Raw genomic sequence first — 16,305 nt, 5'->3', positions numbered from 1 at the left:
CTGGCCGGGTTGGGGTCGGCACACCCATCAGACGATTCGAACATATGTTCAGAATAGGTGTCTGGTCCGACATTTCCACCCCGCCGGGCGATCAGGAATTCTCAGCCGACCTGGCAGTCGGGTGTCTCATGCCCGTGACCATGACCGGAATGACACGACGGGGCGAGCAACGGGGTGGACGACGGTTGGCCGGAGGGCAGCAACACGGTCATGCCCGGTACCGGTGGCGACGACTGGGCCGCAGCGACCGGCGTCGTGGCCGGCTGCGCTGAGACCGAAGGCGGCTCTGCGGACCGGACCGTAGCCGCCGCGTGGGAGACCGGGCTTCCAGCGGGCGCGATCACAGCCGGTGCAGCCCCACCCGCAGTGATGGAGGGTCCAGCATCCGCCGACGCCGGTAACCACGGTTGGTCGTCGATCGCCTCGGGGCGCTCTGAGCGCACGCCGGCAACCGGGTGGTCCGCCGCGTCATCCGGACGGTGACCAGCCGCCATGAGAACGACGCCGAGAACCGCGCCAAGCCCGCACAGACCCACGGCCACCTTGGCGCCCGCCCGCCAGCCGCCGCTGGTGACCGGCCGCAGCCGTCGATGTCGGATGGGCGTGCCCGCCGCGGTCGCGACAACGGACGGCCGATCAGATCCAGGGTCGCCGTCCCAGGGAAGCAGCGTCCAACCACCCCCCACCACCAGCGGCCCGGCGTGTTCGGACAGCTCCACGTCTGCGGACAGCTCCGTGCCTTCTAACAGCTCCGCGTCTTCGGACACGAACGCACCCACTTCCACCCTGACCCGACGGCAGCGAGGGAACAATATGACCAGGCTGACACCGCAGCACACTTGACCCACCGCAAACTCGGAACACAGCGGCCCAGCTCAGATCAGTCTCCGCAGACGGGTGGGTCAGCGGCGCGGGCGATGGCCAGGCGGGTGAAGTCTGCGACGGCCAGCGTTTCACCGCGGGCGGACGGGTCTACACCGGCGGCGCGCGCAAGGCGTTCGACCGCGGACGGCGAGCCTGCCCAACCGGAAAGCGCTGTCCGCAGGGTCTTGCGGCGCTGCGCGAACGCCGCGTCCACCGCGGCAAAAACAGACCCGCGCAGCGCCGGCGGACCCGCGGGCTCACGCCGGGTGAACGCCACCAGGGACGAGTCGACGTTCGGCTGTGGCCAGAAGACCGCGCGCGGCACCGCGCCGGCCGGACGTGCGCAGGCGTACCAGGCGACCTTCACACTCGGCACGCCGTACACCCGTCCACCCGGCGCCGCGGTCAGCCGGTCGGCGACCTCGGCCTGCACCATGACCAACCCACGCCCGACCGACGGGAACCGTTCGAGCACCCCGAGCAGGAGCGGCACGGCAACGTTGTACGGCAGGTTCGCGGCGAGGACATCCGGCGGGTCGCCGGGGAGGTCCGCGGGCACGAGGCGCAGCCCGTCGGCGGCCACGACGGTCAGCCGGGACGCTGCGGCCGGGCCGAGCCGGGTCACCGCCGTTGCCGGCAGGGCCTCGGCGAGCAGCGTGTCCACCTCGACCGCGACGACACGACGTGCGACCGCGATCAGCCCGAGAGTCAACGAACCAAGTCCAGGGCCGATCTCCAGGACCGTCTCATCGGGTCCGACCGCGGCGAGGCGTACCAGGCGGCGGACGGTGTTCGGGTCGACGAGGAAGTTCTGACCCCGCCGTTTGGTCGGTCGCACGCCCAGCTCACCGACGATGGCACGCACGTCCACCGGCGTCAGCAGCCCGTCGACCCCGATGCGAGCCTCCCGGGCGGCAGCAGCGTCACGGGCAGCAGCGTCACGGCCTACCAGGGCCCGAACATCCGCTCGGACGTGGCGGCGACCGCCGAGGCCAGGGTGTCGACGTCCTCGCCGCGGGCGGCGGCGATCGCCCGCAACGTCAGCGGTACCAGGTACGGGCTGTTCGGCCGGCCCCGCCACGGCTCCGGCGTCAGGAACGGCGCGTCGGTCTCGACGAGCAGCAGGTCACGAGGTGCGACTGCAGCGGCGTCCCGCAGACTGCCCGCATTCCTGAACGTCACATTACCGGCGAATGACATCACGTAACCGGAAGTTGCGCAGATCTTCGCCATGCCGACATCACCCGAAAAGGCATGGAAGACCACCCGATCAGGCGCTCCCTCCTCGGCCAGGATCCGCAGCGTGTCGTCATGCGCCTCCCGATCATGGATCATGAGGGTACGGCCGGTCTGCTTCGCGATCGCGATGTGACGGCGAAAGCTGTCCTGCTGGGCGGCGTGCCGCTCGGGCGGCGTGCGGTAGTAGTCCAGACCGGTCTCGCCGACCGCCCGCACCTTCGGCAGCGTGGCCAACTCGGCGATCTGGGCGAACGTCTGTTCGTCGACGCCGTCGGCGGCGTCGTTCGGGTGGATCGCGACAGCCGCGTACACGTCCGGATGCTCCGCCGCGACCCGCGCCTGCCAACGACTGGTCTCCAGGTCGATCCCCACGCTGACCATCCGGCGGATACCGACAGCACGCGCCGCGGCAACAGCGTGCGCCACATCGCCACCCATGATGTCAAGATGGCAGTGGCTGTCGACCACCTCGACCGACAGCGGCTCCGGCGGCCGCGGCGGCTCGCCACGGCGGCCGGCATCCCGTGCTCCGGCATCCCGTGCCATTCGCCGGCCACCTGCCCTTCCGTTCCGCCGCCGTCCCGCCCCGATGCGCCAAGGGGTGGCCCACGCCAGATCCTACGGACGGCCTCCATCTGGCCGGAGGTGTCGTGACCCTGTCCCGCTATGACCGGGGTGTCGCCGACTCATCACCTGGTAAACAGATACCGATGTCCTCACCGCTCACCGTCGCCCTCGTGACGCCACTGACCGGCCCGGCGGCCGCCCATGGTCTGGCCGCGTTGCGTGCCGCCACGCTGTGGGCACGCGACGAGCACCTGCCACCGGCGTGGGACGAGATCAACGTCACCGCATACGACGCCCACCCGCACCCGGGCGCGGCAACGCGGTCCGCCGCGGCCGCCAACCCTGACGCCATCTTCGGCCCGCACGGACCGCAGGCCGCCCTCGCGGCCTGCGCCGCGACCGACCGGGTGCTGTTCAACATCGCGGCACCGTCGACGCGCTTCGTCCGGCAAGCCGTCCCGAACATCATCAACATGGCCGCGCCGCAGGCTACCTGGACGCGCGGAGTGCTCGCCGCGGTACGTTCCGCCGACCGCCGAGCACATAGGCTCGCCGTAATGGTGGCCGCCGGTGACTGGGCGTTGGAAATCGTTTCCGTGACGCGCGCCGCAGCGGCAGCCCGGAACTTCGACGTCACATCCAGTGTCTTTCGTCCGGGGCAGGCGGGGGCCGCGGCACGCCGGCTCCCGGCGGCGGACGTCCTGATCGTCCAGGCTGACCCCGACGATGAGGCAGCCGCCGCCGAGATCCTCCTGCGCAGACCGTGGCGGGCCGCCGCGTTCTCAACCGCCGGGCACGACGATGCCCTGACCACCCTGGGTGATCGACGTGACGGGCTGCTGGGGCCGCGTGCCTGGTCGCCGCAGCTGCCCGCTGCGGCCGGCACCGGCCCGAGCGTGTCGGAGTTCGTGAGCCGTTACCGGCAGATGCACGACCAGCCGCCAGCGGCGACAGCAGCGGTCGCGTTCGCCGCCGGGCTGATTCTCGGGCGGTGCGTGCGAATGCTCGACCAGGTCGACGGCTCCCTGCTCGACGACGCCACGGTACTGGCCACGGCATATGCGCTGGACACGTCCACCGTGCTGGGTCGCTTTCGCCTCGACCCCGCCACCGGGCTACAGGTCGGGCATCAGGGTCATCTGGTGCAGTGGCAGGACGGTGTCGCCGCCACGGTCTGGCCACCCGACCGCTTGCGGGCCCCGCTGCACTACCCGCGCCGCCGCGGCGGGCAGCCGTGGCCCGAAGCCGCGTGACACCGGTGAAAGTGGGGCAGCGGCGCTCCCGAATCCTGATTATTCTCAGTACGGTCGCTGTGGTGTTCCTCACAGCGAGCGCACGGCTGTTCGTCTGGCCGACGACCGACGCCCCGACGCAGGTCGACGCGATCGTGATGTACGCGGGAAGCCCTGGGCGGCTGGCCAAGGCAGTCGAACTCGCCCGATCCGGGTATGCGCCGATGCTCGCCGTGTCAAACCCGTACGGCCAGGACCGCTGTCCGGTCGCGGTCCCCGACGTGCGGGTGATCTGCTTCCGGCCGGACCCGCTCACCACCCAGGGCGAAGCCCGGATGACCGCGGCGCTCGCCGCCCGCTACAACTGGCGGTCCGTCCTGGTCGTCGTGGGGACCCCGCAGGGCACCAGGGCCCGGCTGCGGCTGGACCGCTGCTATGACGGACGTGCCCTGTTCGCCACCGCGTCGCCGCGGTGGTACGCCTGGCCATACATGATCAGCTACGAGTGGGCCGCAACGGTGAAGGCGCTGACCATCCAGCGCAGCTGCTGAATCGCGGCGGGCAGGCGGCACCCAGCGGACGCCCCGCTACCGGGCTTTGGCCGCGACCACGGCGTCGTAGACGGCGCGGCGCGGTACGCCGTGAGCCACCGCCACCGCCACGATGGCCTCCTTGCGGGGTGTCCCGCCGGCCTCGTGCCCCGCGACCTCGGCTGCGAGTGTCACGGCGAAGGCCGCCGCGGCCGGCGTCCCGGCAACCATTGCCCGAGCGGGTGGGGACGGTGGCGGCGCACCCGCCACCACCAGAGTGATCTCTCCGCGGATGTCCCGGCCGTGCGCCCATTCGCACAGGCCGGCAAGATCGACCCGGACGATCTCCTCCCAGGTCTTGGTCAGTTCCCGGCACAGCACGCCCATGCGATCCCCCCCAAAGGCCGCGCTAAGATCGTCCAGTGTCGCGGGCAACCGGTGTGGAGCCTCCAGGATGACCAGAGTGCGTCGCTCCCCGGCGAGCTCGGCCAGGCGTGACCGACGTTCGCCGTGCCTGCGCGGCAGAAAACCCTCGAACACCCAGCGGTCCGTGGGCAGCCCACTGACCGCGAGCGCGGCGGTCACCGCGGACGGGCCGGGGACCACCGTGACCGACACCCCGGCCGCGACGGCGACGGCCACCACCCGGAAGCCCGGATCCGAGACAGCAGGCATGCCCGCGTCCGTGATGAGCGCCACCGTGGCGCCGGCACGCAACTGGGCGAGCAGGAAGTCCGCACGGGACGCCTCGTTCGCGTCGAAGCAGGAGACAACCCGCCCGGAGATGGTGACCCCGAGTGCGGCGGTCAGCCGACGCAGCCGGCGGGTGTCCTCGGCGGCGACGATGTCGGCGCTCGCGAGGATTTCGCCAAGCCGCGGGCTGGCATCGCGGACATCACCGATCGGCGCACCGCACAGCACCAGAGTCCCGGACACCCGCCGAGTGTGCCAGGAGCCACGACCTACATTGATGCGGTGGCGGTGACAGCGACTTATCCGACCCTGGGCGGCGAGGGCACGCAGGCCCCCGCGGTCGCCCTGACCCACGACGACGGCGGCCGGCCGCCATCCGACCGGCTGGTGGCGCCGATGCCGACCGACCGACTGGCCGGCTGGCTCGCGTCGCTCGCGCTTGCCGCGGTGGCCGGCGTCCTGAGGTTCTGGCAGCTCACCGAGCCGCGTGGCATCTACTTCGACGAGGTCTACTACACCCACGACGCCTATAGCCTGATGACGCACGGCTATGAGCTGAGCGACATCAAGAGCGGGTGCAACGGCCCCGGCTTCGTCGTCCACCCGCCGCTGGGCAAGTGGCTGATGGCCGCCTCCGAATGGCTCTTCGGCTACACCGACTGCGCCGGGGTCCGGCACGGCAACCCCGAGCTGGGATGGCGCTTCGCCTCCGCAGTCGCGGGGACGCTCGCGGTGCTCGTCATCGCCCGTACCGCCCGGCGGATGTTCCGCTCGACTCTGCTCGGCTGCTTCGCCGGGCTCCTGCTCGCCTTCGACGGGCTGGAGTTCGTCCAGAGCCGGATCGGGATCCTCGACATCTTCCTGATGACCGGTCTCGTGCTGGCCCTGGCCTGTCTGGTTCTCGACCGGGACGACGGCCGCGCCCGACTTGCGGCCCGGCTGGCGGCCAACCGGGCGAAGGCCGAGGCAGCTGAGGACGGGACGGGGCGCCCGGCCCTAGCAGGCACCGGCCCGCCCTCGGCCCTGACGGGCAGCGGCCCGTGGCTCGGCGCACGCCCGTGGCGGCTGGCCTGCGGGCTGTGTCTGGGTGCGGCCATGGGGGTGAAATGGAGTGCCCTCTACACCCTCGTCGGGTTCGCCGCGCTTGCCTTCGCCTGGGACGTGGGTGCGCGCCGGACCGCGGGTGCGCGCCGGCCGATCCTGGCCGCGCTGGCCCGGGACACCCCGATCTGGGCGGTGAGCTTTCTCGTCCTGCCGGTGGTGACGTTCTTCGCGACGTGGACCGGCTGGTTCGTCACCGACGGTGGCTACAACCGGCACCAATTCGGTAACGGCGCGTGGGCAGCGCTGCGCGGCTGGTGGGACTACCAGATGCTGATCTACCAGTTCCACGAGCACCTCGACGCCTCGCATCCCTACGCGTCCAAGCCACTGAGCTGGCTGGTGCTGGGCCGCCCGGTCGCCTACTACTACGGCGCACCCAAGATCGGCGAATCCGGCTGTAGCGCCCAGGCCGGCTGCTCCCGGGAGATTCTGGCGATCGGCAACCCGGCGATCTGGTGGCTCGGCACCCTCGCCCTGCTCGGTGTTCTCGCGCTGTGGGCGAGCCGCCGTGACTGGCGGGCGGCCCTCGTCCTGGTCGGCTTCGGCACGTCGTTCCTGCCGTGGCTCGCATTCCCCAGCCGGACGATGTTCCTGTTCTACGCTCTGCCGCTGCTGCCGTTCCTCGTGCTCGGTCTGACCGCCCTAGCAGGTGTCGCGCTGGGCCCCGGAACCGCTTCGGAGACGCGTCGCCTGGTCGGGTCGCTGGTGGTCGGCGTCTATACGATCATCGTCGTCCTGTTGTTCGTCTACTTCTATCCGATCATGGCAGCGCAGGTGATCCCGACCTCGGCATGGCGGATCCGGATGTGGTTCCCAGGCTGGATCTGACCGCCACCCGGCGCCCGTCAGGTCGCCCCGTGCGCGTCGTCCGATGGAGTGGATGGAATGGCACCGAACTCTGCGGATCTGCAACCGTACGGTCCGCAGTTGGTTCAGCCCGAGCGCCCCCGCCAGCGGCAGGCAGACCAGGGTCGGCAGCATGTAACGGTAGTCGAACACCGCGGTCGCGCAGGGCACCACCAGCAGGGCGAGCCCCATCGCGACCAACAGCAGACAGTCGTGGCGTGCCCGGACGGAACCATAACCGGAGGCGACCATCGACGCCAGGACACCGACCAGCGCGCAGGCGCCGAGCAGCGGGCCTGGCATGAAGCCGAACGACTGGTATCCCCGCAGCAGACCACCCAGCAGCGGATCATAACGGCGGGGCACGGCCGCGCCGCCGACGTCCCACAGCACCAGGTCGATGTGCCAGCGTGGATCAACCCGCCCGGACGGGAACCGCCAGCTCCCGAGATACCAGTCCGGTGGCTCGGCGTGACGCGACGGGGAGAAGTAGTGCGCGACGTCATGTGCCACCAGCGTGGCGTACTGGTGGGGCTGCGCCACGATCACTTTGATCGCGAAGTGTCGGAACAACGCATTGGTCCGCGCGTCGAACGCCCGAAAGCGGTACCGCGGGCTGGCGCGGTCCCAGTCGTAGAAATTGGGCCCGGGCCGCTCGTCGGCTGGATGCGGAGAGCACAGCGGGATCTCGCCCTGCGTCACCTCGAAACGGGCGCAGTCCGCGAACGGCGCGACCCGGCCCCAGAGGAACATCCCGTCGACATTCTGCAGCGCAAAACTCCCCTGCGCGGCGGCGAACCAGGCCGCGTAGGCCAGCAGCGGTGCTGCCCAGCACAGGACGAATGCGAGCAGCCGTCGGATCCCGGCCTTGCGGGCGAGCAGGTAGACGGCGGCGAGCAACCCCAGCACCAGCGCCACCGAACGGGTGAGGGTGGCCGCGGCCAGCAGGATGCCGGCGCCGGCGGACATGGCGACGGTCGGGCGTGCGCGGCACAGCAGCACGACGATCGCCGCGGCCAGCAGGGTGGCGAACAGCGTCTCGGCCATGACCATCTGCTCGATGTCCACCTGATAGGCATCCAGCAGAACAGGCGCGGCAGCCGACGCCGCGAGCCACCGGGGTAACCCACGCCGCAGCGACAGGTAGTACAGCGCGGCACCGATACCGAGACCTAACAGGTGCGCGACGGCAGGAACCACCACCAACGACGGTGACCACGCGAACAGGCGCAGGAACGCGGAGTACCCGAACGGCCGGACCGGATCCGGGCTGAGCTCGCGGGCGTACCGCAGGTAGGAATACGAGTCGCCGTAGAACTCCAACGCCGGCCAGTAGGCGGCGAGCGCCGCGAGCCGCAGAAGGCTACCGCCTGCCACCAGCACCGCGAACAGGCGGTGCCGGGCGCATAACCGACTCGTCTGCCGCCACAGCGCCGGCCAACCCACGTCATCGGCCGGTCATGCAGCGGCCGGTCATGCAGCGGCCCGTCACGGCACCGGCCGGGTCGCCACGCACAACACCGACTGCCCGAACGGCACCCGGATCCGCCGTTCGACACATCGACTGATCGGCACGATGACCCGGTCGTATAGGCGTACCAGACGAGGGTCCGCGCTGCGCTGGCCCGCCCGCCGGACAGCCACCCACCAGGCGATGCCGCCCAGCAGGTTCACGGGATGCACCCGCTCGACGCGCAGGCCGGCCAGTTCCACCGGCCGCCGCAGGGTGGCTGGCGTGTAGCGACGGAAATGACCGACCATGCGGTCGAACTCGCCGTACAACGCCGGATAGGCCGGCACCCACAGCACGATGCGACCGCCGGGAATCACCAGGCGGGACAGCCGTCGCAGTGCGGCCACGTCGTCTTCGATGTGCTCCAGGACGTTCATCATGATCAATGTGTCAACCGGACGCACCGCGGGCACCAACGCCGCGGCCCGTTCGGCCCTGGACCGACTGGCCCCGGACCGACTGGCCCCCGGCCGGCCAGCCCTGGAGCGACCGGCGACGTCGAGCGTGACCACGTCGACATCCGCGCGCCCGGCAAAGCGGGCGCTCAGTGTCCGTAGACACAACGGATCAGTATCCGAGACGATGAGATGATCATAACCGTGCAGGCCCGCGGCGAAGTCTCCAAGACCCGACCCGACCTCCAGAATGCGCCGGCCGCAGTACGGCGAGACGAGGTCGAGTTCGAAACGCCGGTAGTTGACCGCGTCCGCGCCACCCAGATGATTCTCCAGTACCCGCGGGTCTACGCCGGCGGAAACGGGGATCAGCGCCGGCTCACCGGCCAGCACCGCGGTCATGTCGAGCCCGCTTCGGCGGATCCGGGGCGACCCACGGTCAGTAGATGCAGGAAGAAGGAGGCGAAGACGCTCTGTGCACCGAGCACCATCAACGTCATGGCCAGCAGAGCCGGTCGCAGTTCGTCAATCGGGCCGAGACCAGCGGCGATCCAGCGAGCGAGAACGACCGCGTCGATTACCAACCCGATGACAAACAGCAGGAGGCCGGCCGCGAGGCCGCGCTCGAGGGTAAACCGCCGGTCCACCCAGGCGAGCAGGCGGCGCGGACGCTGGGCCCAGCCCAGGCCGCGGTTGTAGGCATCGGCGAAGAGCCCGAGGAGCACCACCTGCCAACCGAGGATGGCAACCATCGCGAACAACACGCAGAAATGGACGTCGAAGCGGTGAAAGCCGACGTCGAGGGCGCCGGGCAAGAGTACGAGCTGCCCGGCGACGCCAAGCCCGAGCAACGCCAGCCCTGGGCCGACGAACAGGTGACGAGGTGCGAGTGGCAACATGAAACGCAGGTGCCGCCAGCCGTCCCGAAGCGACCGTAACTTGGACGCACCGACCCGGGGATGATATGTGATCGGCACTTCTTCGACCCGCAGATCGGCCCGGGCAGCCGAAATGATCAACTCGGAGGCAAGCTCCATTCCTTCGCACCGCGGATCCATCCGCTCATACGCGCCGCGGGTGAACGCACGCATCCCGGAATGGGCATCGGACGAAGCGAGACCGAAGATCCGGTTGAGGATCCCGGTCAGCACCGGATTACCCAGATAGCGATGGGACCACGACATCGCACCAGGCATGATCCTGCCGGTGAAGCGGGAGCCGAGAACGTAGTCGGCGCGGCCGATCCGCAACGGCTCGACGAGCACAGGAAGTTCCGAAAAATCATATGAATCGTCGGAGTCACCCATTACCAGATAGCGACCGCGAGCGGCCGCGAATCCGGTGAGGTACGCGTTTCCATAGCCGCGTCGGGGCTCCGTCAGGACACGCGCGCCGGCCGAGCATGCGACCGCTACCGAGTCGTCCGTCGAGCCGTTGTCGACGACGATCACCTCTCCGCCGAGACCGGCCGCGGCAAGGCCCGCGAACGCCTTGGCAACGCAGGCCCCGACCGACGCCTCCTCGTTGAGGCACGGCATCACCACGGAAATCTCGACGGAAACCTCTGCGGGGATCTCTACGGCGCCGCGTCCGGTGCCGGTACCGACTGGGTCCGTCCGGCCGTGTCCAGCGATCGCAACCGCGGCTGGCCGGGCCGTCAAGGCCGCCCGATTCTCAGTCACCCAGCCTCCCGAGATGATCGACAATGGATACCATCGGTGACAGTACTGATACTTAAGGCGAAACAGCGGCAACGGTGACCCGCGGGTCTGTCACGTTGGGTAAAATTTTTAGAACCTTCCGTAAAATTATTCACCGAAGCCCGAGAGCGCAGGCCGAGCCCGCCGGGGGGTACCTGTCGGCGCGATGGCACGATCGGGGATCGTGGAGCACCAACCGCGGCCACTCGCGGCCGACGCAGGAGGAAAGGAACCACCATGGCGGATGTGTCGGTACGCTTCGCGATGACCGATGACAGCGAGATCGTGCTCAACCTGTCGCTCACGCAGGCGATCCGACTGACCGAAGCCATCGCGTCCAAGGTCAGTCAGGCGATGACCGAGCAGCCGCCCCGGGGGAGCCTCAACGGCAGCTCCTATGGCGGCCCAGCCGTGCGCCCAGGCCCTTATTCCACGTCGTGACGGCGACCCACATCACCGCGAAGCGGGTTGTGGATGGGGACGGTGGCGCCAGCCACAGGCCCTAGCCGGTCAGCTGGGCGATAAGAGCACGCAGCAGTTCGAGGTCGCGCCGGCGGATCTCCGCCGGCGAACGACTGTCGACGCTCTCCGGCGCGAGTGACGCGCGGACTCTGCGCAGTTTGTCCCGCAGATCCGCAAGCTCGTGGGGAGGCAGCAGACCCTCGCGCAGCAGCAGCACGATGTGCCCGCCGTGCTCGACGATGTCGATGGAACCCGGCATGGGCAGGGTGACGACGCGGATACCGATCGGCTCCTGCTGATCGTAGACCATGAACAGGCGGTCCTCGGCGATGATTTCAGCCGTACCGTCGTCCCAGAGCACCGTTGCACGGGCCGCGCTCGGCGGTACCCAGCCGGCTGTCTCGACCCGCACCCCGTCCTCTTCGCCCAGCCCGGACTCGCGCCGTGGTGCCGCGTGCACCGCCAGGACGGTTCCGCACCGCGACCAGACTCCGCCACCGAGATCATCCGCCGGGGATACCCGGTCACCGGTGGCGAACATAACGAGACCGCCTCGGCCATCGGGGGCCGTTGGTCTCTGCGCCGGCATGGCGTGATCGTAGGGTGATATGGGTGGTGGCCGACACAGGCGCCCGTCTACGCCCCTCTGCGCCCGTCGCTTCGGGGGACGGTGCACACCCGCTGTCACAGATCTATAGCTCTCCGGCGCCAGCAGCCCGACCATGCATAACCCGACACTTCACGGAGTTGATGCCCGCGAGCCATGGGGTGGACGTACGTTCGCGGAATCGCTGGAACGGACGATCCTTTGGCACCCACCCGGAGGCCACCAATGCGCGACACCGGTTATCCCCCCATCGAGGAACACGCGGTCATCGGCGATTTGCGCACGGTAGCACTCGTCGCGACTGACGGCACCATCGACTGGTACTGCCCGCAGCGCTTCGACAGCCCATCGGTGTTCGCGAGCCTGCTCGACTCCGAACGCGGCGGAGCGTTCCGCATCCACTGTCCCGGTTCCCGTGCCAAGCAGCTCTACCTACCGGACTCCAACGTGCTGATGACGCGTTTCCTCGCGCCGCAGGCCGTCGGAGAGGTCGTCGACTTCATGGTCCCGGTCGACAGCGACATCACCGAGGCCCCGCACGTGATCGTCCGCCAGGCCCGGGCTGTCCGTGGGCGAGCCGAGTTCTCCCTACACTGCCACCCGCGCTTCGACTATGGGCGCACATCGCATACGGTTACGATTGTTGACGGTCAGGGAGCTGTGTTCGACTCCCCCGTCGGAACCCTCACCCTACGCACCTGCGTGCCTCTTGTCGCCGACGATGACGGCGTCACCGCGACATTCGCGCTTGACACCGGTGAAACCGCGGACGTCGTCCTGGAATGGAACACGCCCATCCGCCCGCTCGTGGAAGGCGAGGCGGACCGCCTGTTCAACCGCACCCTCACCTACTGGCAGACGTGGCTGCGCCGCAGCCGGTACCACGGACGCTGGCGGGAGATGGTGAACCGTTCTGCGCTCGTTCTCAAACTGCTCGTTTACCGGCCGACCGGGGCTCTGGTCGCCGCGCCGACCACATCCCTGCCGGAGGAACTCGGCGGCATCCGAAACTGGGACTACCGCTATACCTGGATCCGCGACGCCGCGTTCACCACATACGCTCTGATGACGCTCGGGTTCACCGACGAGGCCGCAGCCTTCATGGACTGGCTGGAACAGCGCTGCCACGAGGCGCCGGCCGACAAAGGCCTGCACGTCCTCTACAGCGTAGACGGCAACGCCGATCTTGACGAGATCGTGCTCGAGCATCTGCGCGGCTACCGCGACTCGAAACCGGTACGGATCGGTAACGGCGCCGCCGGCCAGCTCCAGCTCGACATATACGGCGAGCTCATGGACTCGGTCTACCTGTACAACAAGCTCGCCGCACCGATTTCCTTCCAGCTGTGGGAGGCGCTTTCCCGCCAGCTGGACTGGCTCGCCAAACACTGGGAGGAACCGGATGAAGGTATCTGGGAGACGCGTGGCGGCCGGCAACGCTTCACCTATTCAGCCTTGATGACCTGGGTGGCCTTTGAACGTGCGTGTCGGATATCCCGCCAGCGCGGACTGCCCGGCCCCACGAACGAATGGAAGGATTATGCCGGCCGCGCGTACCGTTTCGTTCAGAACGCGGCATGGGATCCGGCCCGCGGCGCATACATGGAACATCCCGGGTCAGCCAGGCTGGACGCCTCCCTGTTGTGCATGCCGCTGGTCAAGTTCGCCGGACCCACCGACCCGCGCTTCCTGTCAACCCTCGACCGCGTCGGTGAGGACCTCGTCAGCGACAGTCTGGTACGCCGTTACGCCGCCGACGGCAGCGACGGTCTGCACGGGGACGAAGGCACGTTCAACCTGTGCTCGTTCTGGTACGTCGAAGCGCTCACCCGCGCGGGCCGGGTGACCGAGGCTCGGCTGGTGTTCGAGAAGATGCTCACCTACGCCAACCACGTCGGCCTGTATGCCGAGGAGATCGGACCGTCCGGCGAGGCCCTGGGAAACTTCCCACAGGCGTTCACCCATCTCGCCCTGATCAGTGCGGCCGTCCACCTGGACCGGACCCTCGGCTGACTCCGAAATCCTCCGGCGGTGGCCCGGCGAAGCACCGGGCCACCGCCGAACGACCCAACAGACGACACAACAGACGACACAACAGCGGTGGGTGCCCGCATGTCGGCTGGAAGACGACATGTTGCTGACGGGTGCCGGATCCACCGGCAGGATGGGTGGGTACATCCGGCCCACCAGGGCTGAGCCAGGGACGCTGCAGGGACGATGGACGAGGGGCGCGACGATGGCGGGACTTGACCGTTTCCGGGTCGAGGTGGTGACCGGACGCGGAGCCGAGGCCGGGGTGGTGGTCCGTCTGCCGGGAGTCCTTGTCGTCGCCCGCGCCGGGCGTCCCGAGACTCACGAGGTGGCCAAGACGCTGCTGGCGATGTGCGCCGAGGTCGCCGGTGACTCGGGGCCGGCGTCGACTACGGGTCGACGGCTGGTACGCCGGGTTGCGGGGCTGCTCGCGGACGCCGACCCGGACGCCGTACCCGACTTCACCCTGCTGGCCGGGGTGGGCGACCGTCTGGCCGCGCTGATCCACGGCTCGATGGAGCTGGCCGCCTACGGGCCGACCCCACTTGCCCTGTCCGGCGCCGAGTCGGCCACCTGGGTGGACCGCCTCCTACCCGCCGAGGTCGGTCGACTTGACATCGGGCCGGTTGGCACAGTTGGGCCCGGCGGCATCGTCGGCGCCGTGAGCGAGCCGACGCGCGAAGCCTTCCCGCTGGACCTGCGAATCGGCGCCGTACCCGGTATCGGAGCGTCACTGGTGATCTCCGACTCGCCGATACCGGTCGTGCCCAGGGGGGCAGAGGAGGACTTCCTGGCTGAAATCGGCGGGCCGCGCGACCCGATGACCTCGGCGGAGCCGATCCCGTCGTCGGGTGCTGGAGCGGGGGCCGGGTCGTCCCCCGAGTCCATGTCGCCGATGACGCCGATGTCGTCGATGTCCACGGCGCCACCGGCGCTGGCCCCACTCAACAGCCAGGACATCGCGCAAGGGGCGCACTGGCCCAAGAGCGGACAGCCCACCCAGGCCGCGGACTTCGCCGCGCTCACGGCCGCCGATGGCGACCCGCCGACCGAGCTCGCAGGCCGGGACTCGGCGGCCGCCCGGATGGAGGACACCGAGAGCGAGGCGCTTACCGAACTGCCCGGCCGCGGTCTCGATGTCGCCGACCTGTTCGACGACCAGGACGCCCCGACCATGCTGCCCGGCCAGTCCGAAGCGCAGGTCGAGGGAATCCTCTGCACCAACGACCACTTCAACCACCCCGACGCGCCCTACTGCACCGAATGCGGGCTGTCGCTGGCCCGGCAGACCGGCAACCCGGTCTGGGGCCCCCGACCGACGATCGGGGTGATCCTCCTCGACGACGGCACCGAGGTTCACGTCGATACCAACCTGGTGATCGGCCGACAGCCCGACCGGGACGAGGCGGTACAGGCGGGTCGCGCCCGCCCGCTGATGCTCGAGGACGGCGAGAGTGCGGTGTCCCGGGTCCACGCGGTCATCACGCTCAGCGGGTGGGACGCGGTCATCGCCGACCAGGGCTCGGCGAACGGCACCTACATCGCGCCGCCCGAGGCGACAGTGTGGACACCGCTGAACCCGCACGACCCGGCTCCGCTTGTCCCCGGCACCCGGGTCCAGGTGGGCAAGCGGACGTTCGTGTTCAACCCGCCGATGCAGGGCTGAGCGCAGCGTGGCCACCGAGAGGCCCGAGGTGGGCGGCGACGAGACAGGCGGCGACGACACAGGCGGCGACCGGACCGCGAGGCTACGGCGAGCCTCCCGCTGGGTGCCGCTGGTGCTGGCCCTGGTGGTCGCCCTGTTGGCCGCAGGCGCAGGCCTGCGCGGGCTTGTCGACCAGGCTCCCGGCGAGGGTTCCGTGGACGCCGGGTTCGCCCGCGACATGTCCGCCCATCATGCCCAGGCCGTCCAGATAGCGATGGTCGAGTTCCGCGGGGGCGCCGACACGACACAACGTGGTGTCGCCGAGGACGTTGCGCTCACCCAACAGCGGGAGATCGGCATCATGTCGGCGTGGCTGACCCAGTGGGGCCTGGCGCAGATCTCGACCGACCCGCCGATGGGCTGGATGCGATCCGTGCACCTGGCGAGCCATGACAGCTCCGGGCATGACGCTTCCGGGCATGACGGGGCAACCACGAATTCTACGCGGATGCCCGGAATGGCCACCGACGCAGAACTGGGCCAGCTGTCGAAGGCCTCCGGGCGGGAGCTGGACACCCTCTTCCTCGCCCTCATGATCCGCCATCACCGTGGCGGGCTCACGATGGCGCAGGAGGCCGCGGCTCGCGCACAGGAGCCCGATGTGCGGGCACTGGCCCGGGCGATGGTCATCAACCAGGCGATCGAAATCGACCAGATGGAGGCCGACCTGCACGCCATGGGAGCTCCCCCGGCCTGATCCGGACTTGGAGTGCCCGGGACGAGAACACCTCGGGCGTACCGTAGGCGGCTGTGACCACAGCCCACCCGGATACCCGAGCTTTCCCCAAGGCGGTGGCGGGGCTTCACCGCCTTGCGG

At 69.5% G+C, this 16,305-nt stretch carries 14 protein-coding genes; 7 read left to right on the top strand and 7 right to left on the bottom strand.

Annotated elements, in window-relative coordinates:
• Positions 1–101: 101 nt before the first annotated feature.
• The 3 genes from U9983_RS20710 to U9983_RS20700 form a co-directional block, all read right to left on the bottom strand.
• A complete protein-coding gene (locus tag U9983_RS20710) occupies positions 102–767 on the bottom strand; it encodes a hypothetical protein (RefSeq protein WP_322755615.1) in 666 nt (221 codons plus the stop codon).
• A 113-nt stretch (positions 768–880) separates the two neighbouring features.
• Complete coding sequence (rsmA, locus tag U9983_RS20705; protein ID WP_322755617.1) at positions 881–1,702, bottom strand: 16S rRNA (adenine(1518)-N(6)/adenine(1519)-N(6))-dimethyltransferase RsmA; 822 nt, start codon at positions 1,700–1,702, stop codon at positions 881–883.
• Positions 1,703–1,809: 107 nt separating this feature from the next.
• Positions 1,810–2,649, bottom strand: a complete 840-nt coding sequence (locus tag U9983_RS20700) for a TatD family hydrolase (RefSeq protein WP_322755614.1) — start codon at positions 2,647–2,649, stop codon at positions 1,810–1,812.
• 164 nt (positions 2,650–2,813) lie between these two features.
• On the opposite strand from U9983_RS20700, the gene U9983_RS20695 reads away from it, so the two are divergent.
• Positions 2,814–3,923: an ABC transporter substrate-binding protein gene (locus U9983_RS20695; RefSeq protein WP_322755613.1), complete on the top strand. Its 1,110-nt coding sequence runs from the start codon at positions 2,814–2,816 to the stop codon at positions 3,921–3,923.
• A gap of 62 nt (positions 3,924–3,985) precedes the next feature.
• On the top strand, positions 3,986–4,453 hold the full coding sequence (locus tag U9983_RS20690; RefSeq protein WP_322755612.1) for a YdcF family protein: 468 nt from the start codon (positions 3,986–3,988) through the stop codon (positions 4,451–4,453).
• A gap of 36 nt (positions 4,454–4,489) precedes the next feature.
• On the opposite strand, the gene rsmI is transcribed toward U9983_RS20690, so the two are convergent.
• Positions 4,490–5,368 (bottom strand): 16S rRNA (cytidine(1402)-2'-O)-methyltransferase, encoded by an 879-nt coding sequence (rsmI, locus tag U9983_RS20685; protein ID WP_322755611.1) that lies wholly within the window; start codon positions 5,366–5,368, stop codon positions 4,490–4,492.
• Between the two features lie 102 nt (positions 5,369–5,470).
• Here rsmI and U9983_RS20680 point away from each other — a divergent pair, with 102 nt between their 5' ends.
• Entirely contained in the window at positions 5,471–7,057 is a 1,587-nt protein-coding gene (locus U9983_RS20680) for a dolichyl-phosphate-mannose--protein mannosyltransferase (RefSeq protein WP_322755616.1), read from the top strand.
• A gap of 1,506 nt (positions 7,058–8,563) precedes the next feature.
• On the opposite strand, the gene U9983_RS20675 is transcribed toward U9983_RS20680, so the two are convergent.
• Entirely contained in the window at positions 8,564–9,385 is an 822-nt protein-coding gene (locus tag U9983_RS20675; RefSeq protein WP_322755610.1) for a class I SAM-dependent methyltransferase, read from the bottom strand.
• A complete protein-coding gene (locus tag U9983_RS20670; RefSeq protein ID WP_322755609.1) occupies positions 9,382–10,665 on the bottom strand; it encodes a glycosyltransferase family 2 protein in 1,284 nt (427 codons plus the stop codon). The genes U9983_RS20675 and U9983_RS20670 overlap by 4 nt, the downstream gene beginning before the upstream one ends.
• A 255-nt stretch (positions 10,666–10,920) precedes the next feature.
• Between U9983_RS20670 and U9983_RS20665 the strand changes: the two genes are divergently transcribed.
• On the top strand, positions 10,921–11,124 hold the full coding sequence (locus U9983_RS20665; protein ID WP_131745275.1) for a hypothetical protein: 204 nt from the start codon (positions 10,921–10,923) through the stop codon (positions 11,122–11,124).
• Positions 11,125–11,185: 61 nt separating this feature from the next.
• Here the strand turns inward: U9983_RS20665 and U9983_RS20660 are convergent, their stop codons facing one another.
• On the bottom strand, positions 11,186–11,686 hold the full coding sequence (locus tag U9983_RS20660; protein ID WP_322755608.1) for a hypothetical protein: 501 nt from the start codon (positions 11,684–11,686) through the stop codon (positions 11,186–11,188).
• 291 nt (positions 11,687–11,977) lie between these two features.
• Between U9983_RS20660 and U9983_RS20655 the strand changes: the two genes are divergently transcribed.
• The 3 genes from U9983_RS20655 to U9983_RS20645 all read left to right on the top strand — a co-directional run bounded on the left by U9983_RS20655 (position 11,978) and on the right by U9983_RS20645 (position 16,185).
• Entirely contained in the window at positions 11,978–13,765 is a 1,788-nt protein-coding gene (locus tag U9983_RS20655) for a glycoside hydrolase family 15 protein (protein ID WP_322755607.1), read from the top strand.
• Positions 13,766–13,988: 223 nt separating this feature from the next.
• Complete coding sequence (locus tag U9983_RS20650; RefSeq protein ID WP_322755606.1) at positions 13,989–15,449, top strand: FHA domain-containing protein; 1,461 nt, start codon at positions 13,989–13,991, stop codon at positions 15,447–15,449.
• Positions 15,450–15,456: 7 nt separating this feature from the next.
• Positions 15,457–16,185, top strand: a complete 729-nt coding sequence (locus U9983_RS20645; protein ID WP_322755605.1) for a DUF305 domain-containing protein — start codon at positions 15,457–15,459, stop codon at positions 16,183–16,185.
• The last annotated feature ends 120 nt before the right edge of the window (positions 16,186–16,305 follow it).

Origin of the sequence: Protofrankia sp. Cas3, from assembly GCF_963555955.1 — a bacterium.
In the GTDB taxonomy this organism is placed as follows: domain Bacteria; phylum Actinomycetota; class Actinomycetes; order Frankiales; family Frankiaceae; genus Protofrankia.
This window is presented reverse-complemented; position numbering and strand designations above follow the sequence as displayed.